This window comes from Hymenobacter perfusus, assembly GCF_003944765.1.
Lineage (GTDB): Bacteria > Bacteroidota > Bacteroidia > Cytophagales > Hymenobacteraceae > Hymenobacter > Hymenobacter perfusus.
Window position 1 is genome coordinate 104,373 of record NZ_RWIU01000003.1, and the last position, 25,334, is coordinate 129,706.

The following is a 25,334-nucleotide window of genomic DNA, read 5'->3' on the forward strand; positions in this document are numbered from 1 at the left end:
CCCTACCGCCTTTCCTATGAAAAACGCCCTCCTGCTCCTGACCCTTTGCGCTGGCCTGACCTCCTGCGGCTCCGAATCCGACAAGCCTGCCGCCAAGGAATCCTACACCCTCGCCGACGAAGCCGAAACCGCCCAGGACAGCACCACCAGCGCCAACCTCAGCGCCGTGGCCCGCCAGCCCCAGGTAGATACCAACGCCACCAAAATCGGTACGACGCCCACCGGTACGCCGGCCGCCTCGGGGGCCAAGCTCATTGCCGGCTCCGACTGCGCCAGCTGCCACCGAGAGGCCGAGAAGCTGCTGGGCCCGTCCTACAAGGACATTGCCGCCAAGTACCCCGCCAACGCGGCCAACGTAACCATGCTGGCCAAGAAAATCATCAGCGGCGGCAGCGGCAACTGGGGCGAGGTAGCCATGACGCCCCACCCCGGCCTCTCCCAGAAAGACGCCGAGGAAATGACCCGCTACATCCTCAGCCTGAAATAGAAGCTGAATCGGTACAAAACAAGAACGTCATGCTGAGCTTGCCGAAGCATCTCTACCGCTTCGTTGCATTGCTAATTAATTACCCCGGTAGAAATGCTGCGGCAAGCTCAGCATGACATCTGGTTTGACTGCGGCAGCACGCTAGATTCTTCGTCCTTGTTCTAAGCGCAACATGCTCGGAATGACGTTCAGCTAACCCTACCACGACCCACTTCCCAATCCCACGCCCACCTGCTTATGACTTCTACAATCCGGGTAAAACTGTCCCTCATGATGTTCCTGGAGTTCTTCATCTGGGGCGCGTGGTTTGTCACGCTGGGCACGTATCTACTGCGCAACCTGGGGGCCTCGGGCACGCAGGTGGGCGTGGCATTTCTGACGCAGTCCATCGGAGCTATTGTAGCCCCGTTCATTGTGGGGCTCATTGCCGACCGGTTTTTCTCGGCCCAGAAGATTCTGGGTGTGCTGCATCTGGCGGGCGCGGTGCTGCTGTGGCGGGCCTCCCAGGCCCCGGATTTCAGCAGTTTTTACCCCAGCATCCTTACCTACATGATTTTGTACATGCCCACGCTGGCGCTGGTGAACTCCATTGCCTTCCGGCAGATGCAGAACCCTCAGAAGGAGTTTGCGCCAATCCGGGTGCTGGGCACCCTGGGCTGGATTGTGGCCGGCCTCACCATTGGGTGGCTAAACTGGGAGCAGACCAACAGTCTCCAATCCACGTTCCTGATGGCGGCCGGGGCCTCGGCCCTGCTGGGCGCGTTCAGCTTCACGCTGCCCGCTACGCCGCCGGTTAAAAAGGGGCAGTCCAGCTCTTTGGGCAGTTTGCTGGGACTGGATGCCATTGGGATGCTGAAAAACCGCTCCTACCTCACGTTTTTCCTGGCCTCCATTGCCATCTGCATTCCGCTGGCCTTTTACTACGGCTTCACCAACCCCTTCCTGAATGAAGTGGGCATGAAGGCCGCTGCCGGCGTACAGAGCCTGGGGCAGGTATCGGAGTTGCTGTTTATGCTGGCCATTCCGCTGTTTTTCAGCAAGTTGGGTGTGAAGAAGATGCTGGCTATTGGTATGGCGGCCTGGGTGCTGCGCTACGTGTGCTTTGCTTACGGCGGCGGGGAAAATGGCTACTGGCTGCTGATTGCGGGCATCGTGCTACACGGCATCTGCTACGATTTCTTCTTCGTGACGGGCCAGATTTACACTGACAACCTGGCCGGGGAACAGTTCAAAAGCTCCGCCCAGGGCTTTATCACGCTGGCAACCTACGGCGTAGGCATGCTGATTGGTACCCTGCTTTCGGGCCGCATCTTCGACCAGTACCAACTGGCAGCCGGGGCCCACGACTGGCGCATGATCTGGCTGATTCCGGCCGGTATTGCCGCCGCCGTGCTGGTGCTGTTCCTGCTGCTGTTCAAGGAGCGCAACGCCGCCCGAGCTTCCGCCGAAACCGCCGGCGCTGATGCGGCACCGCGTTTGGCCAGTGCCAACTAGCGCACCCATGGCTACCATCTGGAACCGCCGCGCCGCTCTCAAAGGGCTGCTGACCACTACCGCCGCCGTGAGCACCGTTGGTTTGGCCGGGGCCGGCACCATCGCCGAAAAACGCCCCGCTATGCCTGCTGCTTTGAAAGGAAATATCCGCCAGTCGGTGTGCCGCTGGTGCTTCGCCGATTTGTCGTTGGAGCAGCTTTGCGCCGCCGCCAAGGAAATGGGTATCCGGGGCATTGATCTGGTTGGCCCCCAGGAATGGCCGACCCTGAAAAAGTACGGCCTCGATTCGCCCATGTGCAACGGCGCGGAAATCAACCTGACCGACGGCTTCAACGACCCGCAGTTTCACGCCCGCCTGCAGAAGCAGTACGCCGCTATGATTCCGCAGGTGGCCAAGGCCGGCTACCGCAACCTGATCTGCTTCAGCGGCAGTCGTAGGGACAAAACCGATGAGCAGGGCTGGGCCAACTGCGTAGCTGGCCTGAAGCCGCTGATGAAGCTGGCCGAGCAACACAACGTGGTGCTGGTGATGGAACTGCTCAACAGCAAAATCGACCACAAAGACTACCAGTGCGACCGGACCGCCTGGGGCGCGGAGCTGGCCAAACGGCTGGGCTCCGAGCACTTCAAGCTGCTCTACGACATCTACCACATGCAGATTGACGAGGGCGACGTCATTCGTACCCTCACTGAGTTTCACCCTTACATTGCCCACTACCACACCGCCGGCGTGCCCGGCCGCCACGAGCTCAACGACGCCCAGGAATTGAACTACCCGGCCATCATGCGCGCCATCCTGGCCACCGGCTTCAAAGGCTACGTGGCTCAGGAGTTCATCCCGAAGCAGCCCGACAAGCTGGCCTCCCTGCGCCAGGCCGTGCAGCTCTGCGACGTCTGAACGATGTAGAGACGCGACACTTCGCGTCTCGTCGTTGCTGATATTGTTATTGCCGCACGGTTTCAAAACGTTCAACGTAAAGACGCGAAGTGTCGCGTCTCTACGTCGTTCTAGCCTCTCTACTCATGAAATTTCCTTTCCTGACGGCCGCTCTTTTTAGTTTTTCCGTAGCCGCCTGCGCCCAGCAAGCCGGCAAGCCGGAAGATACCGAGGTATGGAAGCCGATTCCGAAAACGGTGCGCGGCAAGCTAAAAACCACGCCGCCACCGGCCAACGCGGTGGTGCTGTTTGATGGCAAAAACCTGAACGAGTGGGTGTCGGCCGACGACCGGACCCAGCCGGCCCAGTGGACGGTGGCCGACGGCCTGCTGACGGTGGACAAGCCCAAAGGCAACATCGAAACCAAACGCACCTTCACCAACTACCGCCTGCACTTGGAGTGGCGCGTGCCCGCCGACATTACCGGCCAGGGCCAGGTGCGCGGCAACAGCGGCGTGTTTCTGGCTTCCCTGGGCAAAGGCGACCTGGGCTACGAGCTGCAGATCCTCGACCCCTACCAGAACCCCACCTACGTGAACGGTATGGCCGGCAGCATCTACAAGCAGCGCATTCCGCTGGCCAATCCCGGCCGCCAGCCTGGCGAATGGCAGTCCTACGACGTGTGGTGGACCGCCCCCACCTTCAAGCCCGATGGCGCAGTGCTGACGCCCGCCCGCGTTACGGTGAAGTTCAACGGCGTAACGGTACAAAAGAACGTGGCCCTGGCCGGCCCCACGCGCTACATTGGCCCGCCCCAGTACGAGGCCCACGGACCCGCACCCATCAAGCTCCAGTCGCACGGCGACCCGAGCGCGCCTATTAGCTTCCGTAACATCTGGGTGCTGGAACTGAAGTAGGAGAGAGGTAGACAGCTAACCTGCTCCAAGATTTCATTAGCCGAAGACCTTGTCGGAGTTTAGTATTACTGGCAATTGCCGGGGCAGATGGGCTTTACTCCATACCGTCGGGCAGAGGTGTGAAAGGCCGGTCAGTGGGCTCGAATAGGGAACGTGATTTGGGTAGGCTTTCAGGGTGCTGCTCCTGAATGAAGCGCACCAGCTGCTCCCGGACCTCACAGCGCAAATCGAAGGCCCGGCTGGAGTTGCTGGCACTCACCAGGCAGCGTAATTCCAGGGTGCGCTCCTTGGAATCAGTGACCTGCAACACGCATACCCGCTGGTCCCAGAGCGGATTGGTGGCCACTACGCGTTTCAGCTCGGCCCGCACTGCTTCTACCGGAATAGTGTAATCGGTGTAGAGAAACACGGTGCCCAGCAGCTGCGAGGTGCTGCGGGTCCAGTTCTGGAAGGGCTTTTCGATGAAGTAGTTGAGCGGTAATACCAGCCGCCGCTCATCCCAGATGCGCAGCACCACATACGTAAAGGTTATTTCCTCCACCCGGCCCCATTCGCCCTCCACTACCAGCACATCATCCAGTCGAAGCGGTTGCGTAAACGCAATCTGAAAGCCGGCCAGCAGGTTACTAATGGAGCGTTGGGCCGCGAAGCCCACAATAACCGAGGCAATACCGGCCGAAGTAAGCAGCCCCGTCCCGATTTTACGTACCGTGGCAAAGCTCATCAGCACCAGAGCCACGGCCACGAATACAATCAACGACACCACCAGCTTCTTAACGAACTGCAGCTGCGTGAACAGCTTGCGTACCCGTAGATTGTCGCCGTCCGTGAGTTGGTAATGCCGCTGTACCAGGTCCTGCACCACATCCACGGCCTGTACCAGGCACCAGGCAAAAGTGGTAAGCAGAGCAGTTTCTACCAGCCGCCGCGCCACTTCCAGGGGGCGGTCATCGAGCAGGGTGAGCGGCAGGGTGAACGACACCACCAGCACCGGCAGAAACCAGGCGGCGGGCGTACTCAGGTGCCGCAGCACCGACTGCGCCAAAAAGGTGTCCTGGCGGCGGGCGTAGCGCTTTAGCAGGCCGAACATCAGCGTCTTCAACAGCCAGCCCACGGCCAGACTACCCGCTATAATGCCGGCGGCCCGAAGTAACAGCTGCAGCAGATCAGGAACGAGGTCGGCGGGAAGTTGCAGCATGAGCAGGTAAGCGGGCTTCATCAGGCGTAGCTTACCCGCAACGTGAAGGAAAGGTTACCGGGACGCCTGCAGGAGCAGGAAAGGCGGAAAATGTCCACCTTGCTGGCAGGACACACGCAGTGCCCCAACCCTGGAACCTCATCGTCGCCCACCATGCCTTCCGTACCCGCTGACTACTTGGAGCTGAACCGCCGCCTCTGGAACGCCAAAACGGCGCATCACGTCGCTTCTGATTTCTACAACGTGCCAGGCTTTCTGGCCGGCCAATCTTCCCTGAACGAGGTGGAGCTGGGGCTGCTGGGAGAGGTGGCCGGCCAGCAGATTCTGCATCTGCAGTGCCACTTCGGGCAGGATTCGTTGTCGCTGAGCCATCTGGGCGCGCAGGTAACTGGCGTTGATCTGGCCGATACGGCTATTGCCACGGCCCGGGAGCTGGCCGCCCAACTGCAAACGGACACGCAGTTCATCTGCGCCGATGTGTATGAGCTGCCCCGGCACCTGCAGCAGCAGTTCGATGTGGTATTTACCACCTACGGGGTGCTGGGCTGGTTGCCCGATATGGAGCAATGGGCCCACGTGGTTGCGCACTTCCTGAAACCTGGCGGCCGGCTGGTGCTGGTGGAATTTCATCCGGTACTATGGATGTTTAACCCCGATTTCACGCGGGTGGAATACGCCTATTTCAACCGGGAGACCATCACGGAGGTAGAAACCGGCACCTACGCCGACCGCCAAGCGCCCATTGAGGCAACCGCCGTTTCCTGGAATCATAGTCTGGGCGAAGTGCTGGGGGCCTTGCTAGATCAGGGCCTCGAAATCCAGCATTTTGCGGAGTATGATTATTCTCCCTACGACTGCTTTGCGGGGTTGGAGCAGGTAGCTGAGCGCCGCTATCAGCTAAGCGCCCTGCCCGGTAAGCTACCCATGCTGTATTCCGTGGTAGCCCGCAAAGCCGGTTAGCGCGGCAGTGGCAATACATCTGCGAGAAGTGGGAAAGTTGCTCTCCGCTGGGCCAGCACGCGTTGGGCATCCTGGTAGCCTTCCGCCGAAATAGCGCGGGTGGCTTCGGCCAGAAAAATAACCCGGAAGCCTTCCTGCAGGGCATCCAGCGCCGAGAAATACACGCAGTAATCGGCCGCCAGCCCGCACAGGTGTACTTCCTGCACTCCCCGGCCCCGCAGGTAATCGGCCAAGCCGGTGCTTTTGCGGTGGCCGTTATCGAAGAAGCCGCTGTAGGAATCTATTTCCGGGTTCATGCCCTTGCGGAAAATGGCTTCAATCCAGTGTTGGTCGAGTTGGGCGCTGAATTCGGCTCCCGGTGTACCCTGCACGCAGTGGTCGGGCCACAGCGTTTGCGGAAGGCCGTGTAAGTCAAGCTGTGAAAACAGCGCGTGCCCGGGGTGCTGGCTGGCAAAGCTCTGATGGTCGGCCGGATGCCAGTCCTGGGTAGCTACCACCAGCTCATAGTGAGGTTGCAGGCGGTTTACCAGCGGTAGTATTTCGTGACCGGCGGGTACGGCTAGTGAGCCGCCGGGCAGGAAGTCGTTCTGAATGTCAATGAGCAGGAGAGCAGTCATACAGCGAAAAATGGCAAGCGGGTGGTTCAGATTGGGAAAGAAAAGCTTCAAAATAGAGCATACTGTTCAAATACTTGTGCTCTGTTTAATCGTATTTTTTAGTGTTTGATTTATACTTGTTGTTCTAAGGTATTCCGTCATGGATTCACTACAGCATATCATCTACCAGAGCACGGCCGTCATGGCACTAGCTGGGCCGGAACTGGAGCGGCTGCTCCATCAATGTCGGGTGCATAACCAACTGGCCGGGGTATCCGGCATGCTATTATACGACGGCAGCCGGTTTCTGCAGATATTGGAAGGTCCGGCGGTGGCCATTACCCATATTTTCAGCCGTATTGTACCCGACTGCCGCCATACCGATGTGCAGGTGCTGGCCAACGGCCCGGTGGCGCAACGGCAGTTCAGTACCTGGTCGATGGGTTTGGTGAACTACGGCATCTGCTCCGCCGCCGACTTTGAGGACGCGCTGCCGGCCCTGCTCAGCATTACTGACGCGGCCCTGTGGATGCTGCTCCATGATTTTCAGCTGAATGCCGGCCGCATGCGTCGGTATATACCGTCTTAATTCCGCTGCCTGCGCTTATGCGCTGTAATTCATCGTTACCTTGCGCCATACCGGGCCTCCCAGGTGGCGGACTCCGGATTCTGGTACAGCAAGGCAATGACAGGTCGTTTTTTCACGGGAATCAGTATAGCAGTGGGGGCCGCGCTGCCGATGGCGGCGGCAGCTCAGACCACGGAAGCCCGCGCTATTCCGGGTACGCAGGTGTGGCTGGTGGCGCCCCCCGGTTTCGGGCCGGCTACCGGTTTTGCGGGACTTCGGCGGGGCGAGGCGGTGTTGCAGGTGTTAGATTTGAAGGGAAGCAACTATTACCGGCAGGCCGCCGGATTCAGCCCGGCTCGGTTTGAGGCGCGAGGGGGCAAAGTACTGGATTTTAAGGAAGTATCCGGTACAGCTTATCCGGCCCGGCTGGTGCGGGTGCGTCTGTCGCCCACGCAGGAATCGTCGCAGCTACTGTTCGGCGACTCCACGTTTGCCGTGCTGCTGGATGCCCGTTACCCCGCCGCCGATACGGCCCTGGCTACTGCGATGCGCCGCAGCCTGCTCAGCGCCACGTACCGCAAGGCCAATGAAACCGGCAGCCCTTCTACCGCCGACATGGTCTTCAGTTTCGACGAAAAAAAGTCGCCGTTTGCATTGGCTGACCTGCGGGCTGGCCGGTACGTGTACGCATTGGGCGGGCAGCGCAAAGCCGATTACGGAACCGAGCCCCTGGTAACGGTAACCACCCACGCGTATAATCCGTCCATCACGGCCGCCGATATCAGCCAGCAGGTGCTGGGCCAGCAAACCGGCCTGACGGGTTACACGGCCCGAAAAATGGCTTCGGGCAAGATAAACGACCTAGTAACCTACGAAACGGAAGGCTTCGCGCAGCTGCTGGGGCAGCGGGTGCTGGTGTATCAGCAGGTGACGGTGATAGGCAGCACCGCCGTAGCCATGCAGGCCATTGCCCGTCAGGATTTTGAAGCGACGCTCACACAGTTCAAGAGTATGACCCACACCATAACCGCCCGCAAAAAGTAGCTGCTACACCTGCGCTGCCCGAAACGGGAATCGGGCCAACTCCTGCCACGGTCCGCCCTGGTAAGCCCACAGCGTAAAACCCGTGCCCACGGCCTCAAACGGCGTAAAACCGGCGGTCAACTCCTGGTGTAAACCCCGGGCGACGGTAGGCAGAACTTTATTCTGCACCGTAACGTGGGGCCGGAGGGGCTGCCGGTCCTGGGGAGTAAGCCAGGCGTCCCAGGCTTTTTGCAATTCCCGGTGGAGCTGCTGCACCCGCAGGTTCTCAAGCGAATAGGCCACGCCCTGCCCCAGAAACCGCAAGCCGCTGACGTGTAGCGGGAGAGGAGGCACAGTGGCTGTTACGGCCTGCAGGTGCTGCTCAATGGCAGCCTGCTCCAGGCCGGGCAAATGGTGAAACAGGGTGACGTGAGCTTTCAGATAATTGCGCTCCGGCGGGAAATGCTGTTGCCGCAGCTGGTTGAAATACCGGTGCGAAGCCGCGTCCAGCGTCAGCGTTAGTATGAGGGGCGCAGGAGAATCGGTCATAAGAAAGGGCAAAGCCGGCTGTACGTGAAATTCACGCCAGGCGGCTTTGCCCCATTGCTTTTACTTGCGCCGGATCTACGGCGCTACAATCATTAAGCGGGAGGTTTTGCTGTAGCCGGCCTGGCGGACCCGCAGAAAGTAGACACCGCCCGGCAGCCCGGCAGTGCGTAGCTGCGCCGGGTTACTTCCTGCATCGGTGCGCAGCTGCCGCACCAGCTGGCCCCGGGTATTGCGCAACTCCAGCGTAGCCGGTAGTTCAGCGGTAGGCAACAGCACCTGCACCTGCTCCCGGGCCGGGTTAGGATACACCTGCACCGCAAAGTCGCCGGCCCTGCTCACGGGCTGAACCGAGGAATATGCCACGCGGCCGTCCTCATCGTGCATCGCCAGCCGGTAATACGATTGTCCGACCAGGGGCTTGGCGTCCAGCACCGAGTACGACTGCCCACCGGGCCGGTTTCCGGCCGTAACCCGCCCGGCTGGTTGCCAGCTGGTACCGGTGGCACTGCGCTCAACTTCAAAATAGCCCACCTTCTGCTCGCTGGCAGTCAACCAGTCGAGCCGCACGCCTGCGGTGGTAGCAGCAGCACCAAACCGCACGAGCGTGACGGGCAGCGGCAGCGCGTCGCGGAAGCTCACGGCATCACCCCGGGTGCAGCCCAGCGCCGCTCCATAGGCCCGTCCGGTGTAGTTGCCGGTCTGGCCATCAATCCGGAAAATTTCCCCGGTGGCCGCCCGCACCGTGTATACATTGTCGAACCGGTCCGAAAACATGGCACCCACGTTCCTGTCGCCGGAGGTGGCAGCTGGAATTGGGGTGGCTACGTTGGTTGTAACGGCCACCGGAGCCGTAGCTGGGTTGCTGATGGTCAGGTATTGGTCGGTGAGGCCCAGGTAGCTCACCAAGTTGCCGGTTGCTTTATCGTACACCCAGTCCTGAATGCCGCCCTCGGGCGTTGGCCCCGAGCCGCCGGAGCGGATGTACGCCTCTGCCTGACTACGGAACGACTCTACCACGGCGGCCGTGGCTGGGTCGGAGGTGTTGAGGCGCTGCCAGGTGGGCGCGGCAATGTTGGTCAGGTCTACGGTGCCCACGTACAGGCGGGCATCGGATACGCGGGCGGTGTTGGGCAGCGGAAACCCGAAAAGCGTATTGAAAATGATGCGGAATGTGGCACCCCCAATGTAGTATTGGCCGTCGGGGCCGCTGTCGGCTACAAAGTTGAGGGCCTGCCGCACGTCCGTAGTGGACTGGGAGCCGGTGGGCTGCGTCAACTCACCGGCGGGCGGCGTATCCGGGGCCGTCATGGGCCGCACAGAATCGGCCAGGGCAGTGCTCAGGTTAATGCGGTACAGCTGAGGCGTGAACGTAGTGAAATTACCCAGACTCTGCTGCTCCACCCGCATACCGTACAGCACCGACTGGTCGGCTTGGTTATAGCCCAAACCATTGATGATTAAATTGTTGCCGCCGTTAATGCGCACGGTGCCCACCGTTTGCAGGGACCCATCCTGCAGGACCTGATACAGTTGGGAAGGGTTGCGGGCCGAAGCCGGACACGCCGATGATACGGCAAAGCTGCTGGTAGGCAGTTGGGCCCACGCGCTATAACCACCGAGCAGGAGCAGGAAGAGTATAGAATTTTTCATTTTGGGAAGTAAGGCAGAGGTCCGAAAAAGTCCATATCCGCTTGTAGAAGCCACATTTAACGGTAGGTAAAAGGTACGAAACATGGGCCTATAAACTCCTCTTTCCCGAAAATGGATACACTTTGGCAAGTGTATTCTTATCTGCGTATATAGCTGTGAACCACTCGTTGAGGTCGAAATACAGCCTTCACATTACCGGTTCGGACAAAAGCTGCCGAAATTTTTTTTACACTTTTACCGCTCCACCCAACGTACCAATGGCTTACTCCCTTCTGATCCGCAATTGCGGCCAGCTGCTTACGCTGGCCGGCTCCTCCACTAACCAGCCCCTTACCGGCTCCGCACTTACGGACTGGCGCAGTATTCCGGGGGGCTACGTGGCCTGCGAAAATGACCGGATAGTGGCAGTGGGCCCGATGGCGGAGCTGGATGAAACCCAGGTCACGGCGGCTACTACGGTGCTGGATGCGGCGGGGCGCGTGGTACTGCCGGGCCTGGTAGAGTGCCACACGCACCTGGTTTTTGGGGGCAACCGGGCCCACGAGTTTCAGCGCAAGCTTCAGGGCGAAACCTACCTCGATATTCTGGCCAGCGGCGGCGGCATTCTGAGTACGGTGCAAGCCACGCGGGCCGCTTCGCAGGAGCAGCTGCTGGCTAATGCACTCCACCATCTGGCGGGGTTTCAGCGTTACGGCATCACTACGCTGGAAGCCAAAAGCGGGTACGGGCTTGACGCGGAAACGGAGCTGCGGCTTGTGGAGGTTGCCCGGGAGGTTGGCCGGCGGCAGCCAGTGCGGGTGGTACCTACTTTCCTGGGGGCGCACGTTCCCGGACCCGAGTACCGGGGCCGCCCGACCGAATATCTGGCTATGCTGGTGCGCGACGTGCTGCCGCACCTGAATCCGCAGGAAGTACCGTTCGTGGATATCTTCTGCGAAGAAGGCGCGTTTTCCGTGGCCGACTCGCGGCAGTACCTGACGCAGGCGCAGGCGCTGGGGTTCGGCCTGAAAATCCATGCGGAGCAGCTGCACGACTTGGGCGGCTGCGAAATGGCCGCGCAGCTGGGGGCCATCAGCATCGACCATGCCGACTACCTGACTCCGGCCGCCGCCGCGCGCATTGCCCGCCAGAGTCAGGGCCGCACCGTAGCGGTGCTGCTGCCGCTGGTGCCGCTGTTTCTGCGGCAGGAACGATATGCCTCCGGGCGTGCCTTCATCGAAGCCGGACTGCCCGTGGCCCTCAGCACCGACTTCAACCCGGGTTCCTGTCCCAGCAAAAACTTGTGGCTGGCGGTGTCGGTGGCCTGCCTGAAAATGGGTCTGACGCCCCGCGAGGCCATAGCGGCCGTAACCATCAACGCGGCCTGGGCCATCGGGCAGCAGCGGGAATGTGGCAGCCTGGAGCCCGGTAAACGGGCCGATATTCTGGTGCTGGACGTGCCTGCGCTGGAGGAAATTCCGTACTGGCTGGGCGAAAACCCGGTGCGGCAGGTGGTTATCGGCGGAGAATTGGCCTAGCATCCGACCAACAAAAAGCCCGACCGTCAGACCTGACGACCGGGCTTTTTAGTGCCTGCAAACTGTGCTGAATTACAGTGTGTTTAGGCTGGCTATAAGGTCGGCGGGAGTGGTTTCCTGCAAAACGGGCGCGAAAGGAACTCCCACTTGTACCGTGCCATCCTGGCGGCCGTAGTACAGCTTGTCATCCACCGTCCGGATAACCACAATGCTGACTGCCGCCCCCAGCGGTACCCCGCCGCTTCGGAAGCTGTTGGGCGCGGTAAAAGTACACACGCTTATAGCCCCATTGAAGGTGCGGAACACGGCAAATACCATCGTGTTTTTCTGCGGGTCGATGTTGGTGCCGGCTACGTTGACGGTAATCGTCTGCGGGTTTGGGGTAGAGTAAAACCGGTCGCAGTTAAACCAGCCGATGCCCTGGTTATACAGCACGCTGCTCACCGTTATCAGATTACCGGTAGGGGTCGGGCTGAGAGTGGAGCCGGGGTCCGTATTCAGCGTCCAGTTAAAGCAGCTGCTGGCAGAGCCGGAACCGCCACCGGAACCGCCCGGCGCCACAAACAGCCGCATGGTATCCTGCGGCGACACGTTGGGCGGGTTCATCGTCTGGAGCCGGATGGTAGCGCCTGGAGCCATACGCAGGGTGGTATCCTGCGCGGGCTGCAGGTACACTTCCCCGGCCGACTGCAGCACCCGCCCGTTGGATACCGTGGGCATGTTACTGAGCACCATATCGGCCCGGCTGAAAATCTCCCGGAAAGCCAGCTGAACCGGTGCGGTTACCACCTGGCCGTTCTTCACGAAAGCATTGGCCGGAATCGTCACGATGGTGCCTTTCGAGCCGGTGAAGGTGTTGGCGCGGGTAGGGTCGTAGGTAAAGGTCTGTACGGCGGCTCCCAGCTGCGTCTGCAGGGCCTTCACGGTGCTGGGCACGGGGAGGGTAGGACCGGGAGTAGTGCCGTCTTCACACACCACGGTGCCCGCATCAAACTGACAGGCCGGAAGCAGAAAAGGTAAGGTAAGCAGGCTGGCAATCAGTAGTCGTTTCATTGGGTTTTCAGAGGTAAGTTGGATAAAAGGAATAAGCTGTACTTAGTGTTTGCGCGGGTCCAGGTCCCAGCTGTAGCCAATCTGCACGCCGGTGCTCCAGGGGCGGCGGGGCGCACGGGTGCTGTCAGGAATGGTGAGCGAGTTTAGAAACACTTGGCCCTGGGGCCGTATGGTAAGCCACTGCCCCGGCGCAAACTGGTAGCTGGCAAACACGCCCCCGGTAAGAGCCAGGTTGAGGCGGCGGAAAGGCAGATTCACCGCGTCGGTGGGCCATTGGCGCTGGCCGCAGTTGCAGGCCGAGCCTTCGGTGGTGCGGGCTCCGGTGAGGAAGGCCACGTTGCCGCCGCCCAGCACGCCGTAGCGCCAGCGGTGGTTGCCCTGCAGCGTCAGCTGGGCCTGCACCGGAATGGTCAGGAAGCGGTACACGTCGCGGAAGTCCTTCTGCAGCAGGTTTTCCTGGGAAGTTTTCTTAAGCTGATACTGTAGTGAATTGGCAAGCTCGGCGTAGCCCAACCCCGCCGCTACCGTCAGTTGCCGCGAAAAGGCGTAGGCGGCCGTTGCCTGGCCCGAAAAGCCGAGGTTGGGTCGTTCCAGCCGTTCCAGCTGCGTAGGTGAGCCCCCCAGGAAGCGGTAGGTAAGGCTCGGGCCAAGCACCAGTTGGGCGCTCCAGTTGCGCAGCCGCAGCTCCTGTTTGGTATGCCGCTTGCGGGCACGACGTTTGGCATGTACTTCCGGCTCGGCCGGCTCCAGTGGTTTCGGCCTGATGGCCAGTAGCGCCAACGGCTCGTTGCTGACTTTCTGCGCCTGTTGCCGGCTCCGTCGGGTAGCTGTGGCATGTGCGGTAGCGTCGCCGGTGGTGGGGTTTTCGGCAGCTTCTCCGGCGGTAGGGCTCAGGTCGGTACGGCTGCGGCGGGCGGCCCCGGACCGCTGCAGGGTGCGGCGGTTTCCTTCACTTTCCAAGCCTGGGTAGGAAGTGCGAGCGGTTTTGGTGGTGCCTGCCAGTAGCCCGACAGCCCGGCGTAGGTTGCGCCGCTTGCTGCGCGGCGCGCCATCGGGGCCGTTTGCCGCTCCCACCACAACGCCATTATGGGTACGCTGCTCCCGTTTGGTGCGGGCGGTTATGGCTGGTAGTATCGGCGAGCCAGACTCTGCTGACGGATTGCCGCTTGACCCCGAAAGCGGGCTTACTGCTGAAGTAACTGCGCGGGCCGCCCTGGATTCAGCAAGGGCAGCCGGCTCAGCTGTGGTGTGGGCTGGCGGCAGTAACTTCCGGCTGGTTGCGCGGTCAGCTTCAGGCTGGCTTGAAGTGCGTTGGGCCGCCTGGCTGCCGGCATTGAGGCTTGCAAACGGATGCCAGTAGTCGTTGCCGATTTTTACGGTGCCTACCACAAAGGCCAGCAGCAACAGCAGCAGCAAGGGCCGCCAGTTGCGGGGCTGTTTGGCGGGTACCTGCTCCCGTATAGCGGCCCATACCGCTTCGGGCGGGGCGCTGCCGTAGCCTTCAAGTTTGCGCTTCAGGTCCTGGTAGAGTTGTTCCGATTCGTGCTCAGTCATGGTAGTGAGGGGTGTGAGCCTGCTGTTGCAGGCGTTCTTCCAGCAGGCGGCGGGCCCGGGAAAGCTGCGACTTGCTGGTGCCTTCCGAAATGCCCAGCAGCTCCCCGATTTCGGCGTGCGAGTAGCCTTCGACGGCGTACAGGTTCAGGACGGTGCGGTAGCCGGGCGGCAGCGTATTCATCAGGCGCACCACATCATCGGCGGAAAGCTGATCGAAGGGCGTGCCGTCGGGGTGGGGGAGGTCGGCGGCTTCCTCCGTATCCAGGTGCGGCCCGCGCTGCTGGTGCTGGTGCCAGAGGTTGAGGGAAGTGGTAACGGCAATGCGGCGGGCCCAGGCCTCGAAAGGGCCCTTGTTGCGAAACTGGTCGAGGCGGGTGAAAATCTTCACGAAGGTCAACTGGAGGGCGTCTTCGGCTTCGGCCCGGGAAGGGCAGTAGCGCAGGCACACGCCCATCAGTTGGTACCCCAGCCGCTCGTACAGGCCCCGCTGGGCCGCCGCCCGGCCCCGGCGGCACCCTTCCACGAGTTCGTTAATTGATTCGGCCATAGGCGGAGGCAGATAAGAAGGTAAGGATACGATGCACTAGCGTTCTGCCCCCATGACCGGCCGACCCCGCTTTGGGGTTGCGTGGGGCCAGGAAATATTTTCCTTCGCTGATAAAGCTCCGCAACATACTACACCCTACCGCCCGAAACCGTAGTTTCGCCTTCTCGCCGTGCCTCATTTGTCGGCGGGTGTATCCGCCGCTGTTTTCCACTCCGCTATGCTGCTGCCCATCTACCAGGTTGATGCCTTCTCCGACCGGCCCTTTGCCGGCAACCCCGCCGCCGTGTGCCCGCTGACTGAGTGGCTGCCCGCCGCCACCATGCAGGCCATAGCCGCCGAAAACAACCTCGCCGAAACGGCCTTCTTCGTGCCGAAACCCGATGGAGAGTTTGAAATCCGGTGGTTTACGCCAGCTGTGGAAGTGGAACTGTGCGGGCACGCCACTTTGGCCTCGGCCCACGTACTCTACCGCCACCTGGGGTTCACGGGCGCAGAAATCGTGTTTCACTCGAAGAGCGGCCCGTTGCGGGTAAGTCAGGCCGAAGCCGGGATGCTCACCCTCGACTTCCCGGCCCGCCCGCCGCACCCCATTACCGCGCACCCCGACGGTCTGCTCGATGGCCTGCGCGCCACGCCGCTGCAACTGCTGGCCGGCCCCGACTTGGTGTGCGTCTTCGCCACCGAAGCCGAAGTGCGCGCCTTGCACCCCGACATGGCGCACCTAATCAAGGTGGAATACCGCGCCGTAATTGCCACCGCACCTGGCTCCGATGGCGCGGATTTCGTGTCGCGCTTTTTCGGCCCCCGGGTGGGCGTGCCCGAAGACCCGGTAACCGGTTCGGCCCACACCACGCTGGTGCCTTATTGGGCCGAAAGGCTTGGCAAGCTGCACCTGCACGCCCGCCAGGTATCAGCCCGCAGCGGCGACCTGTGGTGCGAGCTGCGCGGCGAGCGGGTGCTGATGAGCGGCCACGCCGTTACGTATCTGAAGGGCGAAATAACAGTCTGATAACGGCCATACAGGCATTTCCATTGATCCATTCTCTTCCATTTTATATTCTTTAGAAGAATGCATACTACATATATGGCCCTGCTGCTGGCCCTTGGTTTAAGCGTAGCCACGCGGCTGGCATCAGCCCAAACCACCAGCAGCCAGGAGCTGGTGAAACAAGGCGTGGCTCTCTACGACCAGGGGAAACCCGATGAGGCGGTGCTGCGCTACAAAGAGGCCCTGAAGCAGGACCCCGCCAACACCACCGCCCGCTACGAGCTGGCCCTGACCTACAACGCCTTAGGCCGCAACGAGGAAGCCGTGGCCCTGAGCAAACAGATTCTGAAACAGGAAGCCGAGCCCGGCCCCTCCATCTACAGCACCTACGGCAACGCCCTCGACGGCCTGAAAAAGCCCAAAGAAGCCGCCAAAGTGTATCAGGAGGGCCTGAAACGTTACCCCAACGACGGCGCGCTGCACTTCAACCTGGGCGTCACGCAGGCCACGGCCCTCAATCAGCCAGCTGAAGCCATTGGCAGCATGCAGCAGTCGGTGCGGTGTCGGCCGGGGCACGCCAACTCGCTGAACGCGCTGGCTCTGCTGCAGCAGCAGGAAGGCAACCGCGTGCCGGCGCTGCTGGCCATGCTACGTCTGTTGCAGATGGAGCCCACCGGCCAACGGGCCGAGGCGGTGCTGGCGCGCTTCGATAAGTTGCTGGGCCGGGGTGTGGAGAAAACCGGCGAAAAAGCCGTGACCATTGACATCTCCCCGGAAACCCTGAAAAACGCCGGTAAAAAAGGCCGTCCCGACAACTTTAGCGCGGCCGATATGCTGCTGAGCATGAGCGGGGCCATGGATTACAGCGAGGAAAATAAGGACAAAACGCCCACCGAGCAGCTCATTCGCAAGCTGGACGCGTTGATCAGCGTGCTGGACGAGCTGCACCCGGAAAAGCAGGAAGGCTTTACCTGGCAGTATCTGGTGCCTTACTTCGTGGAGCTGAAGAAGCAGGGCTACCTGCCGGCCTTGGCGTATGCAGTGCAGGAATCGAGGGCCACCCGCACGCCCGAGGTGCAAACCTGGCTGGCCAACCACACGGCTACCGTGGAGGAGTTCCGCAGCTGGTCGGCGGCGTACGCGTGGCCGAAGTAGGAGCGGTATTTCACCAGAAGAGAGAGGGTAGTATCAGTTTTTAGCATGTATCCAAGGTGCCAGCGAATAAAGGAATATGTAGCCTATTGTTACTGACATTCTTATTGGGTTGTCAGCGCGGTTACGTAGCAAAACGTAACCCTAAACAGTGGAAGCCACAGGTGTCAACTCACGGAAAACATACGCCGGTACCATTCTGCCAACTTCCTGCTTATCGGAATAAAGTAGTATATGTACGTGGTGTATACAGCGGTGTGGAGGAATACTGGGGTTTTAGTTTTGCAGAGGGAAGAAAAAAATGCAGTTCACCCTCAATAGAGTTGACTCTGTCGGATTCTCTAATTGAAACTATACAGGAAAAATACGCGTCGGTACACGCTAATTATTCATCCCAATATCTGGTGATTGATGCTGTTGGTAAATACGAGGATGACCAATCGTCAGGCTACGGACATCTGGGCCATAATGAGGCACAATTTATAGTGCAGCAGCTAATACAGGTGCAATTAATATCTAACCAGAAATAGAGGCGTGATTAGCATTACAATGTAAATCGTGGTTACACCTTCTCAATACTACCCGCGCACCTGCTCCCGCTCGTAACCGCGCTCCAGCACCTGCTCCACGAACAGGAGCTTGTTGGGCAGTTGTAGTAGCGCCGCGTGAATGGCGGCCGGCACGCCCGCGTACCGTACCAGTCCGCCGTGGCGGTACTCAGTTTCCAGCGTCTGCGTGGCGGCCTCGTAGCCCACGGCCTTCAGGGAAGTAGAACGAACGGAGCGGCGCTGCATGGAGTGAAGATGATTGTGTGCAGAAAATTCACAAAATAGATGACTCTGTGACTAAAGAAGCGAATAAGGTCTTTTTAATGTTTCGTTCGTAAAGAATACCAACTACATTAATGACTGTTTTTAAGATTGCCTGGAGATGTTATGTTAGATACTTTTTGCCCAAAATTCTGTTTTAGCTGTTTAATGGCTGTGTTTTTTCGATTAATAGTAATTACCCTGTTTTCGTGTACTCCACAAGACAAAAAAGCCGATGTATCTACAGATACAGTTGGTCGTGCTACTCATGCCATTGTCTTAACTATACTCAAGCACGATAGTCTTCTGCTTTCTAGTCGAAGTGGGCACGCAGGTCTTCTTGCGTACTGCTTACAGCCCATCGAACTCATTCTTCATTATCCAAAAACCAATATTCCACCGCCGCCGCCTAAAGACTTTACTGTATACCTGCCTTCTCTTCTGCGGTACACCTACCAGAATCAGCCTTTCTTCAGTAGACAAGATTCTGTATTTCTACTTCAGCAAGGGCGGCAACTGCGTGCAGGGGTATTAGACACAATGTTGTTTACACAAGGAGACTTGATTACTGATTCGGACTCGGGAGCAGGGAAGAAGTTACGAGAACTAGACAATTATTATCGCATTACACTGCCCCTCTTTTCGCAGGATAGCATGAGAGCGTATATTCAAGTAGATCGTATTTGTACGGGCTGTGGCCGTGGATCTGACTTGTTTCTGGAGCAGAAAAAGGGGGTGTGGAAGGTGGTGAAAAGAGGCATGCGCTGGCTTAATTAGCTCTGTCTGAGGAGGCCCAATACGTTAAATAATCCTCCTCACGCCGCCGGCTTCTTCCGCGCAGCTGGGGCTTTTTTGCCGGCGACGGGGGCGGCCAGCTTACCGGGGTTATCGGCCAGGAACTTGCCCCAGCTTTTACCGCCGGCTTTCACGTTGTTGCCCTTCTGGTAGTGGTGGCACATGGCCACGGCCAGGGCATCGGTGGCGTCGAGGAACTTGGGGGCTTCCTCGATGGGCGGCAGCTTGAGCGTCTGGCGCAGCATGTGGGCCACCTGCTCTTTGCTGGCATTGCCGGAGCCCGTCACGGCCTGCTTGACCTTGGTGGGCGCGTACTCCACGTACGGAATCTGGCGGGCCAGGCAGGCGGCAATGGCCACGCCCTGGGCCCGGCCCAGCTTGAGCATGCTCTGCACGTTCACCCCAAAAAACGGTGCTTCAATGGCCAGCTCATCGGGCAGATACTCGTCAATCAGCTCCGTCATGCGCTCAAAAATGCGCTTGAGCTTGAGGGCGTGGTTGGTGCCCAGCTTGCGCATGTCAATCACGTCGTAGGCCAGCATGCGGGCCTGCTGGCCCTGCACCTCAATTACGGCGTAGCCCATCAGATTGGTGCCGGGATCTACGCCCATAATAACTTTGGGCAGTAGCTCGGAAGAAGAGGCGAGGGGCAGAATCATAAATAGGTAGCGGCTGGCAATAAGTCGTCCGCTCAAAAAAGTACATGGCAAACAGCCGGTGAGCGTAGTGCGGCCGGCGGCCACCGAAAGCAGCCCGCCGCCGGTGAGGGAGCCGCTGCCAGCGCGCAACCCGTTAACTTGCCGAAGTTACGCAACTGCCCGCCGTTTTGCCCCTGCCCAAGCCTCAAAGCTACGTCCAAACCCCCGAACAACCCGCGCCCATCCGGCGGCGCGGCTGGGTGGTGGCCGGTAAAGTGGGCATCACGCTGCTCACGCTGGGCCTGCTCTGGCACTCGGTGGTGGCCGATACTGCTACGGCCGCCGCCTGGCGGGGCCTGCTCACTCGTGCCCTCAGCGGGGCCGGACGGGGCCCGGTACTACTGGCCCTGCTGCTGATGCCCGTCAATTGGGGGCTGGAGGCTTGGAAGTGGTGGCGACTGGCCCGGCACCTAGAGCCCGTATCGTTCCGGCGCAGCTTCCGCGCGGTGCTGGTGGGCCTCACGCTGGGCTTCGTGACGCCCAACCGGGTGGGCGACTACGCCGGCCGCATCATGGAGCTGAAAAGTCGCCGGCTCGATGCGCTGGGAGCCGTATTTCTGGGGCGCTACTGCCAGTTGGTAGCTACGGTGGCGGCCGGCACGCTGGGCCTGCTGTATTTTCTATTACGGTTTTACCTGCCCGCTTACCCGGCCGCCAAGCTGGGCCTGGTCGGACTCACCCTGCTCATCAACGCGCTGGTGCTGCTGCCGCTGTATCACTCCGAGTTGCTGGTGGCGGCGGTGGAGGCGGTGCGGCCGTTGCGCCGCTTTAGCCGGTTTCTGGCCGTCATGCCCACCTATCCGGCCCGCATCCTGACCGATGTACTGCTGATTTCCAGTCTGCGCTATGCCGTGTTCTGTGCGCAGTTTGGGCTGTTGCTGCTGGCGTATGGAGTGCAGGCGCCGGTAGGGCCAGCCTTGGCCGCCATTGCGGGCACGTTCCTGCTCAAATCCCTGGTGCCTTCGCTCAACGCGCTGGCCGATGTGGGGGTACGGGAGCTGTCGGCCACCCACTTATTCGGGTTGCTGGGCGAGCCGGTCCTGCCGGTGCTCAGTGCCAGCCTGAGTCTGTGGGTACTGAATATTGCCGTGCCCAGTGCCATCGGGCTGATATTTGTGCTCCGGCTGAACGTACTGCGCAAGCGTAAAACGCCGGATCCGGCCCCGGCCGCATGAGTGTAGCCGGGTGGTTGTGGTCGGTGGGGCTAGTGGGAACGGCGGGCACGTACCTGGGCCGGATGCTGCAGTACCGGCGGGCGTGGAAACGACTGGTCACAGCCTCATCGGTGCCCGATCTTTCCGAAAACCTGCCAGCAGTTACTCCAGCAGAATCAACGCCGGCCTTTTCCATTCTGATTGCGGCCCGTAACGAGGCCGAAAACCTACCGTACCTGCTGCGCGACCTGGCTGCCCAGCTGCCGGTACCGGGTGGCTTTGAGGTGATTATCGTGGATGACCACTCCACTGATGCCACGGCGCAGGTGGTACAGGCCGCCGCGCAACAGCTGCCGTTTCCGGTGCAGTTGCTGCCGCTGGCCGGTCAGCCCGGCACTCCCACGGGCAAGAAAGCAGCCGTGCAGGCCGCCATCACGGTAGCCCGTGCGCCCTGGTTATTGCTTACCGATGCTGACTGCCGGGTGCCGGCCGGGTGGGTACGGGCCTACGCCCGTCTGGTCGCCACCGACGCCACGGCCCGCTTCATCAGCGGGCCGGTGCTGCTTACTGGCGCGGGCTGGCTGGCCACGTTGCAGGGGCTGGAGCTGGCCGGGTTGGTAGGGGTGGGGGCGGCTTCCATCGGCCGTAATCAACCTACCATGTGCAACGGGGCCAACCTGGCCTACCGCCGCCAGGATTTCTATGCTGTGCAGGGTTTCCAGGGCAATGAGGCCGTAGCCAGTGGCGACGATGAATTCCTGCTGCATAAGCTGCATGCGGCTTTCTCTGGTAGCATTCGGTTTCTGGCCGACCCGCAGGCCGTGGTGCAAACTGGCGCTCAGCCAACCCTGCGGCTACTGCTGCGGCAGCGGGTACGCTGGGCCAGTAAGTGGCGGCATTACCAAACGCGCACTCCGCAGCGGCTGGCCGTGCTGGTGCTGCTGGCCAATCTCACTTTTCCGGTAGGGGCGGGGCTGTGGGCGGCGGGGCTGGTGCCGGGTGGGGTAGCCGGCCTGAGCTGGGCCCTCAAACTCCTCGCCGACGCGCTGCTGCTGGGGCCGGTACTGGGATTTCTGGGCCGCCGCCGGTGGCTGTGGTGGGTGCCGATATTGCAACTGGCCTACGCACCCTATGCGTTGCTCACCGGCTTGGCGGGCCTGCGCGGCAGCTACCAGTGGAAAGGCCGGCAACTGCGCTAGAACGTCTGGTCCGGCAGGCGCAACCTGTCGGGCCGGTTGCCGCGTGCTGATGTTGTTGTATCGTTGTCTTAGCCATTGAATCGGAGAGGTTTTTACTTGCTATTGCTACCATTGCGGGCGTACTTCAGTAGGTAATTTAGCAGCCCGTATCCGCATGAAAAATCTACTGGAAATCATCATGCCCGCCAGCCTGACGGCCGTTGCCGGAGCCATTGCCGTGTGCCTGTTTACTCTGGGCGACCACCTGACGCCGGAGCCTGCTGCGGCTGAGGTTTCGAATTGCGCCGGCATGGGGCCTTTGCCGGAGCCCGTCAAACAGGCTCAGTCGCTGCCTTCCAATGCTGATGCCACCGCCGTGGCCGCCGGCGACGCCCTGTTCAAAGGCAACTGCGCCCAGTGTCACGCCATAAACGAGGTGGTGGTAGGGCCGGCCCTGGCCGGCATCCGCAAACGGCGGCCCGAAGCGTGGATTCAGGCCTGGGTAAAAAACTCCGGCAAGCTGGTAGCTCGGGGCGACGAGTACGCGGTGAAAATCTTCAACCAGTACCAGCAGCAGCAGATGCCCACCTTCCAGCTATCCGATCAGGAAATCAACCAAATTCTGGACTATGTCGAAGCGTCCGGTAATCAGTATATGGCCTATGCTCCGGCGCAGCCCTGAAGCAGACGTCAGCCGAAATGGGTGCCGGATGGTTATAGGGGCCGGAATGACTGCGAGAACAACCCGTCCGGAATACTACCTTTGCCCTAAACCCCGCCTGCCGTGACTGACGCTGAATTTGATATCCTCGACGAGCTGTATTTCGTCATTTCCTTTGCTGATCTGAGTCGTAAAACCGGCCTGGCTCCCGCCGCGTTGGAGCCGGCCCTGCGCACTCTGCTGGAGCAGGGCCTCGTGCGCAGCTACTGGCCCGACCCCGACACGGAGCTGGCCTATGAGGAAAGTTCCTACGGGGCCATCGTGCGCGACAGTTTCTTTCTGGCCTCGAAAGAAGGTCTGCTCCAGCACAACACCCGCTAATGGCCGGGGTTTCTGTCGTTGCGCCGGTAACCGATGCCGCCGCCCGACCACCCGGCTACTACGTGCGCCAGCGGCTGCTGCGCAACACGCCGGCTATGCTGGGTCTGGGGTTTATTGTGCTCTGCACGGTGGTGGCCCTATTGGGCTATTGGGTGCTGCCGGATAACTCGCCCTCGGCCAATAACGGGGTAGTGCAGCTGCAAAAGGAAGCTCCCGGCTTTCGGGCGGTCATTCTGCGCCTGCCGCTGCGGGATTCAGTCCGGGCCGCCGACAACCCGCTGCTTACCTGGTGGCAGGGCCGCGCCCCGCGTTTCCGCGAAGTGCCCATTGCCAGCTACCGTATTCAGGGCGATTCGCTGCTGACCACGCCTTACCAGAACCACTCAGCCCTGGCCGACCAGCCGCAGGCCTATGCTTTAGCGGCCGTGGCGGGCCATTCCGGTCCGGCTTCGGAGCTGGCCCGAACTGTAGAGCAGGACCACATCGGGACCCGCACGTACTGGCTGGGTACCGATAAAGCCGGCCGCGACGAGCTGAGCCGCCTGCTGCTGGGCACCCGCGTGAGCTTGGGCATTGGGCTGGTGGCGGTGCTGATTTCGGTGCTGCTGGGCATGCTCATCGGGGCGGTGGCCGGCTACGTGGGCGGCTGGGTTGATTCGCTGCTGCTGGGCCTGATGACTGTGGTGTGGAGCATTCCGGGCATTATGCTGGTCATTGCCATTTCCCTGGCCCTCGACAGCAAGGGCGTCTGGACCTCCTTCGTGGCCGTGGGCCTGACCATGTGGGTGGATGTGGCCCGGGTAGTGCGCGGACAAATGCTGAGTCTGCGCGAAAAAACCTTCGTGGAGGCCGGCCGCGTGCTGGGCCTGCCCCAGAACCGACTGATCTGGCGGCATCTGCTGCCCAACATGACCGGCCCGCTGATTGTGCTGGCAACCAGTAATTTTGCGGCGGCTATTCTGCTGGAAGCCGGTCTGAGCTTTCTGGGGCTGGGCGTGCAGCCCCCGGCTCCGTCCTGGGGGCTGATGGTCAACGAAGGCTTCCAGCTGCTGGGCACCGAGGCCGGATTATGGCTTACGTTGCTGCCCGGTTTGGCCATCAGCCTGCTGGTACTCAGCTTTAACCTGCTCGGCAACGGCCTGCGCGACGCCTACGACCCTAAAACCCCTCTTGGTTGAGTGATGAGTTCTGATTGATGAATTTCCAGGCAGTAAACGGCATGTCGCTCAAACTGAAAATTCATATCTCATCAATTCATATCTCATCATTCAAAACTCAACTCTCTATGCCTACTACGACCCCCGAAAAGCGCTTATTTCTGAAAGAGCGGGAGCTGGGCGCGCTGCTGGAAATCACGCAGGCCATCAACCTCGACTCGACGGAAGCGACCTTGTATAAAATCTTTCAGTTTACCCTGCTCGGGCAGCTCAACATACGCCGATTGGTACTCTATGTGAAAGAGGAGCAGGAGTGGGTGTGCGTTGTCTCGTTCGGGGCGGGCCTGAGTGACTTTCGTAGGCTGAAAATGCCGGCCGCCATTCTGGACGGCTGCACCGGTCAGCCCTGCCCGCTGAGCAACTTCGGGCCTTTGCCGGCCGAGTGGCAACTGCTGGAAACCAGCATTCCGGTGGTACAGAACGGCAACGTGCTGGCGTACGTGTTCATCGGCAACGTGCACGATGACTACGCGGGCGAGGAAGCCACCAAGTTTCTGCAGACGCTGAGTAACATCCTGATCGGGGCCATTCAGAACCGCCGCCTGGCCCGGCAACGGGTGGCCGACGCGGCTATGCGCAAGGAAATTGAAATTGCCCAGGAGGTGCAGACGATGCTCTTCCCGCGCAAGCTGCCCAACGATGCGCACGTGGCGGTGCAGGCCAGCTACGTGCCCCACACCGCCGTGGGTGGCGACTACTACGACGTGGTGGACCTCGATGCTGACCGGTTCCTGTTCTGCGTGGCCGACGTGTCGGGCAAGGGCGTTGCCGCGTCGTTGCTGATGTCGAACTTCCAGGCTGGCCTCCGGACGCTGCTCCGCCAGAAAGTGGACCTGGCTACCGTGGCCCAGGAGCTCAACAACCTCATTTTTCGCAATGCCGGTGGTGATAAGTTTATCACGGTGTTCTTCGGCCTGTACGACCGGCGCACCCGCGTGCTGGAATACGTGAATGCCGGCCACAACGACCCGCTGCTGGTGCCCGATTCCGGCCCGGTGCTCCTGCTGAAGGACGGCACCATCATGCTGGGCGTGATGGATGAGCTGCCCATGCTCAAAGTCGGCAGCGTGGTAGTGCCTCCCCACGCGCTGCTGCTCACTTACACCGACGGCCTCACCGAGGTATTTGATGCCGACCACGAGGAGTTTGGTGAGGAAGGCGTGCTGCGGGTGCTGCGCCACAACCGCTACGCCCCACTGGCCACCGTGCACCGCGAGCTGCTGCGCGAAATAGAGGTTTTCAATACCAACGGCAACCGCTTCGCCGACGACGTGACCATCCTGAGCTGCCGGTTCAAGTAGGGGTGGAACT

The 25,334-nt window shown here is 60.7% G+C and carries 26 protein-coding genes; 17 read left to right on the forward strand and 9 right to left on the reverse strand.

The window, feature by feature from the left end; genetic code table 11:
- Positions 1-16 precede the first annotated feature (16 nt).
- The 4 genes from EI293_RS10385 to EI293_RS10400 all read left to right on the forward strand — a co-directional run bounded on the left by EI293_RS10385 (position 17) and on the right by EI293_RS10400 (position 3,775).
- A complete protein-coding gene (locus EI293_RS10385; RefSeq protein ID WP_125437320.1) occupies positions 17-487 on the forward strand; it encodes a c-type cytochrome in 471 nt (156 codons plus the stop codon).
- A 237-nt stretch (positions 488-724) separates the two neighbouring features.
- On the forward strand, positions 725-1,981 hold the full coding sequence (locus EI293_RS10390; protein ID WP_125437322.1) for a nucleoside permease: 1,257 nt from the start codon (positions 725-727) through the stop codon (positions 1,979-1,981).
- Positions 1,982-1,988: 7 nt separating this feature from the next.
- Complete coding sequence (locus tag EI293_RS10395) at positions 1,989-2,879, forward strand: hydroxypyruvate isomerase family protein (protein ID WP_125437324.1); 891 nt, start codon at positions 1,989-1,991, stop codon at positions 2,877-2,879.
- A gap of 125 nt (positions 2,880-3,004) precedes the next feature.
- Positions 3,005-3,775: a 3-keto-disaccharide hydrolase gene (locus EI293_RS10400; RefSeq protein WP_125437326.1), complete on the forward strand. Its 771-nt coding sequence runs from the start codon at positions 3,005-3,007 to the stop codon at positions 3,773-3,775.
- Positions 3,776-3,869: 94 nt separating this feature from the next.
- Here the strand turns inward: EI293_RS10400 and EI293_RS10405 are convergent, their stop codons facing one another.
- Positions 3,870-4,973: a mechanosensitive ion channel family protein gene (locus EI293_RS10405; RefSeq protein ID WP_246010607.1), complete on the reverse strand. Its 1,104-nt coding sequence runs from the start codon at positions 4,971-4,973 to the stop codon at positions 3,870-3,872.
- A gap of 153 nt (positions 4,974-5,126) precedes the next feature.
- Between EI293_RS10405 and EI293_RS10410 the strand changes: the two genes are divergently transcribed.
- The gene (locus EI293_RS10410; RefSeq protein WP_125437327.1) at positions 5,127-5,933 is read left to right on the forward strand and encodes a class I SAM-dependent methyltransferase; all 807 of its coding nucleotides are present in this window, start codon (positions 5,127-5,129) and stop codon (positions 5,931-5,933) included.
- On the opposite strand, the gene pncA is transcribed toward EI293_RS10410, so the two are convergent.
- A complete protein-coding gene (pncA, locus tag EI293_RS10415) occupies positions 5,930-6,550 on the reverse strand; it encodes a bifunctional nicotinamidase/pyrazinamidase (RefSeq protein WP_125437329.1) in 621 nt (206 codons plus the stop codon). The two genes, EI293_RS10410 and pncA, sit on opposite strands and share 4 nt — an antisense overlap.
- 139 nt (positions 6,551-6,689) lie before the next feature.
- Here pncA and EI293_RS10420 point away from each other — a divergent pair, with 139 nt between their 5' ends.
- Together EI293_RS10420 and EI293_RS10425 are read left to right on the forward strand one after the other, a co-directional pair.
- A complete protein-coding gene (locus EI293_RS10420) occupies positions 6,690-7,118 on the forward strand; it encodes a BLUF domain-containing protein (protein WP_125437331.1) in 429 nt (142 codons plus the stop codon).
- Positions 7,119-7,214: 96 nt separating this feature from the next.
- Entirely contained in the window at positions 7,215-8,141 is a 927-nt protein-coding gene (locus EI293_RS10425) for a hypothetical protein (protein WP_125437333.1), read from the forward strand.
- A gap of 3 nt (positions 8,142-8,144) precedes the next feature.
- Here the strand turns inward: EI293_RS10425 and EI293_RS10430 are convergent, their stop codons facing one another.
- Both EI293_RS10430 and EI293_RS10435 read right to left on the reverse strand, forming a co-directional pair.
- Positions 8,145-8,669, reverse strand: a complete 525-nt coding sequence (locus EI293_RS10430; protein WP_125437335.1) for a 2'-5' RNA ligase family protein — start codon at positions 8,667-8,669, stop codon at positions 8,145-8,147.
- 75 nt (positions 8,670-8,744) lie between these two features.
- Positions 8,745-10,319 carry a T9SS type A sorting domain-containing protein gene (locus EI293_RS10435; protein ID WP_170170334.1) on the reverse strand — a complete coding sequence of 525 codons (1,575 nt, stop codon included), beginning with the start codon at positions 10,317-10,319 and terminating at the stop codon, positions 8,745-8,747.
- Positions 10,320-10,576: 257 nt separating this feature from the next.
- Between EI293_RS10435 and hutI the strand changes: the two genes are divergently transcribed.
- A complete protein-coding gene (gene hutI, locus EI293_RS10440; protein WP_125437339.1) occupies positions 10,577-11,836 on the forward strand; it encodes an imidazolonepropionase in 1,260 nt (419 codons plus the stop codon).
- Positions 11,837-11,908: 72 nt separating this feature from the next.
- On the opposite strand, the gene EI293_RS10445 is transcribed toward hutI, so the two are convergent.
- Genes EI293_RS10445 through EI293_RS10455 form a run of 3 tightly spaced genes read right to left on the reverse strand, consistent with a single transcriptional unit; the run spans position 11,909 to position 14,990 of the window.
- Positions 11,909-12,889, reverse strand: coding sequence for a hypothetical protein (locus tag EI293_RS10445; protein ID WP_125437341.1), 981 nt, complete (start codon positions 12,887-12,889; stop codon positions 11,909-11,911).
- A 42-nt stretch (positions 12,890-12,931) separates the two neighbouring features.
- Positions 12,932-14,443: a PorT family protein gene (locus EI293_RS10450; protein ID WP_125437343.1), complete on the reverse strand. Its 1,512-nt coding sequence runs from the start codon at positions 14,441-14,443 to the stop codon at positions 12,932-12,934.
- Positions 14,436-14,990 carry an RNA polymerase sigma factor gene (locus EI293_RS10455; protein ID WP_125437345.1) on the reverse strand — a complete coding sequence of 185 codons (555 nt, stop codon included), beginning with the start codon at positions 14,988-14,990 and terminating at the stop codon, positions 14,436-14,438. The genes EI293_RS10450 and EI293_RS10455 overlap by 8 nt, the downstream gene beginning before the upstream one ends.
- Before the next feature lie 217 nt (positions 14,991-15,207).
- Here EI293_RS10455 and EI293_RS10460 point away from each other — a divergent pair, with 217 nt between their 5' ends.
- Both EI293_RS10460 and EI293_RS10465 read left to right on the forward strand, forming a co-directional pair.
- Entirely contained in the window at positions 15,208-15,999 is a 792-nt protein-coding gene (locus EI293_RS10460; RefSeq protein ID WP_125437347.1) for a PhzF family phenazine biosynthesis protein, read from the forward strand.
- A 60-nt stretch (positions 16,000-16,059) separates the two neighbouring features.
- Positions 16,060-17,133, forward strand: coding sequence for a tetratricopeptide repeat protein (locus EI293_RS10465; RefSeq protein WP_125437349.1), 1,074 nt, complete (start codon positions 16,060-16,062; stop codon positions 17,131-17,133).
- A 575-nt stretch (positions 17,134-17,708) separates the two neighbouring features.
- Here EI293_RS10465 and EI293_RS10470 read toward each other — a convergent pair.
- The gene (locus EI293_RS10470) at positions 17,709-17,924 is read right to left on the reverse strand and encodes a KTSC domain-containing protein (RefSeq protein WP_125437351.1); all 216 of its coding nucleotides are present in this window, start codon (positions 17,922-17,924) and stop codon (positions 17,709-17,711) included.
- Between the two features lie 141 nt (positions 17,925-18,065).
- Between EI293_RS10470 and EI293_RS10475 the strand changes: the two genes are divergently transcribed.
- Complete coding sequence (locus EI293_RS10475) at positions 18,066-18,716, forward strand: hypothetical protein (protein ID WP_125437353.1); 651 nt, start codon at positions 18,066-18,068, stop codon at positions 18,714-18,716.
- A gap of 38 nt (positions 18,717-18,754) precedes the next feature.
- Here the strand turns inward: EI293_RS10475 and ruvC are convergent, their stop codons facing one another.
- Positions 18,755-19,393, reverse strand: a complete 639-nt coding sequence (ruvC, locus tag EI293_RS10480; protein WP_125437355.1) for a crossover junction endodeoxyribonuclease RuvC — start codon at positions 19,391-19,393, stop codon at positions 18,755-18,757.
- 167 nt (positions 19,394-19,560) lie between these two features.
- Between ruvC and EI293_RS10485 the strand changes: the two genes are divergently transcribed.
- From EI293_RS10485 to EI293_RS10510, 6 genes are all read left to right on the forward strand, one after another.
- A complete protein-coding gene (locus EI293_RS10485) occupies positions 19,561-20,607 on the forward strand; it encodes a lysylphosphatidylglycerol synthase transmembrane domain-containing protein (protein ID WP_246010608.1) in 1,047 nt (348 codons plus the stop codon).
- Between the two features lie 110 nt (positions 20,608-20,717).
- Positions 20,718-21,785 carry a glycosyltransferase gene (locus EI293_RS10490; RefSeq protein ID WP_170170335.1) on the forward strand — a complete coding sequence of 356 codons (1,068 nt, stop codon included), beginning with the start codon at positions 20,718-20,720 and terminating at the stop codon, positions 21,783-21,785.
- Positions 21,786-21,939: 154 nt separating this feature from the next.
- On the forward strand, positions 21,940-22,446 hold the full coding sequence (locus EI293_RS10495) for a c-type cytochrome (protein WP_246010609.1): 507 nt from the start codon (positions 21,940-21,942) through the stop codon (positions 22,444-22,446).
- Between the two features lie 102 nt (positions 22,447-22,548).
- Positions 22,549-22,806 (forward strand): helix-turn-helix domain-containing protein, encoded by a 258-nt coding sequence (locus EI293_RS10500; protein WP_125437359.1) that lies wholly within the window; start codon positions 22,549-22,551, stop codon positions 22,804-22,806.
- A complete protein-coding gene (locus EI293_RS10505; protein WP_125437361.1) occupies positions 22,806-23,984 on the forward strand; it encodes an ABC transporter permease in 1,179 nt (392 codons plus the stop codon). Before EI293_RS10500 ends, EI293_RS10505 begins: the two co-directional genes overlap by 1 nt.
- Positions 23,985-24,091: 107 nt before the next feature.
- Positions 24,092-25,324 carry a PP2C family protein-serine/threonine phosphatase gene (locus EI293_RS10510; protein WP_125437363.1) on the forward strand — a complete coding sequence of 411 codons (1,233 nt, stop codon included), beginning with the start codon at positions 24,092-24,094 and terminating at the stop codon, positions 25,322-25,324.
- Positions 25,325-25,334 lie beyond the last annotated feature (10 nt).

What these genes read in the sequence shown, in the direction of transcription:
- EI293_RS10385 (WP_125437320.1), top strand. Translation starts at nt 17, where the DNA reads ATGAAAAACGCCCTCCTGCTCCTGACCCTTTGCGCTGGCCTGACCTCC.
- EI293_RS10390 (WP_125437322.1), top strand. Translation starts at nt 725, where the DNA reads ATGACTTCTACAATCCGGGTAAAACTGTCCCTCATGATGTTCCTGGAG.
- EI293_RS10395 (WP_125437324.1), top strand. Translation starts at nt 1,989, where the DNA reads ATGGCTACCATCTGGAACCGCCGCGCCGCTCTCAAAGGGCTGCTGACC.
- EI293_RS10400 (WP_125437326.1), top strand. Translation starts at nt 3,005, where the DNA reads ATGAAATTTCCTTTCCTGACGGCCGCTCTTTTTAGTTTTTCCGTAGCC.
- EI293_RS10405 (WP_246010607.1), bottom strand. Translation starts at nt 4,973, where the DNA reads ATGCTGCAACTTCCCGCCGACCTCGTTCCTGATCTGCTGCAGCTGTTA.
- EI293_RS10410 (WP_125437327.1), top strand. Translation starts at nt 5,127, where the DNA reads ATGCCTTCCGTACCCGCTGACTACTTGGAGCTGAACCGCCGCCTCTGG.
- pncA (WP_125437329.1), bottom strand. Translation starts at nt 6,550, where the DNA reads ATGACTGCTCTCCTGCTCATTGACATTCAGAACGACTTCCTGCCCGGC.
- EI293_RS10420 (WP_125437331.1), top strand. Translation starts at nt 6,690, where the DNA reads ATGGATTCACTACAGCATATCATCTACCAGAGCACGGCCGTCATGGCA.
- EI293_RS10425 (WP_125437333.1), top strand. Translation starts at nt 7,215, where the DNA reads ATGACAGGTCGTTTTTTCACGGGAATCAGTATAGCAGTGGGGGCCGCG.
- EI293_RS10430 (WP_125437335.1), bottom strand. Translation starts at nt 8,669, where the DNA reads ATGACCGATTCTCCTGCGCCCCTCATACTAACGCTGACGCTGGACGCG.
- EI293_RS10435 (WP_170170334.1), bottom strand. Translation starts at nt 10,319, where the DNA reads ATGAAAAATTCTATACTCTTCCTGCTCCTGCTCGGTGGTTATAGCGCG.
- hutI (WP_125437339.1), top strand. Translation starts at nt 10,577, where the DNA reads ATGGCTTACTCCCTTCTGATCCGCAATTGCGGCCAGCTGCTTACGCTG.
- EI293_RS10445 (WP_125437341.1), bottom strand. Translation starts at nt 12,889, where the DNA reads ATGAAACGACTACTGATTGCCAGCCTGCTTACCTTACCTTTTCTGCTT.
- EI293_RS10450 (WP_125437343.1), bottom strand. Translation starts at nt 14,443, where the DNA reads ATGACTGAGCACGAATCGGAACAACTCTACCAGGACCTGAAGCGCAAA.
- EI293_RS10455 (WP_125437345.1), bottom strand. Translation starts at nt 14,990, where the DNA reads ATGGCCGAATCAATTAACGAACTCGTGGAAGGGTGCCGCCGGGGCCGG.
- EI293_RS10460 (WP_125437347.1), top strand. Translation starts at nt 15,208, where the DNA reads ATGCTGCTGCCCATCTACCAGGTTGATGCCTTCTCCGACCGGCCCTTT.
- EI293_RS10465 (WP_125437349.1), top strand. Translation starts at nt 16,060, where the DNA reads ATGCATACTACATATATGGCCCTGCTGCTGGCCCTTGGTTTAAGCGTA.
- EI293_RS10470 (WP_125437351.1), bottom strand. Translation starts at nt 17,924, where the DNA reads ATGCAGCGCCGCTCCGTTCGTTCTACTTCCCTGAAGGCCGTGGGCTAC.
- EI293_RS10475 (WP_125437353.1), top strand. Translation starts at nt 18,066, where the DNA reads ATGTTAGATACTTTTTGCCCAAAATTCTGTTTTAGCTGTTTAATGGCT.
- ruvC (WP_125437355.1), bottom strand. Translation starts at nt 19,393, where the DNA reads ATGATTCTGCCCCTCGCCTCTTCTTCCGAGCTACTGCCCAAAGTTATT.
- EI293_RS10495 (WP_246010609.1), top strand. Translation starts at nt 21,940, where the DNA reads ATGAAAAATCTACTGGAAATCATCATGCCCGCCAGCCTGACGGCCGTT.
- EI293_RS10505 (WP_125437361.1), top strand. Translation starts at nt 22,806, where the DNA reads ATGGCCGGGGTTTCTGTCGTTGCGCCGGTAACCGATGCCGCCGCCCGA.
- EI293_RS10510 (WP_125437363.1), top strand. Translation starts at nt 24,092, where the DNA reads ATGCCTACTACGACCCCCGAAAAGCGCTTATTTCTGAAAGAGCGGGAG.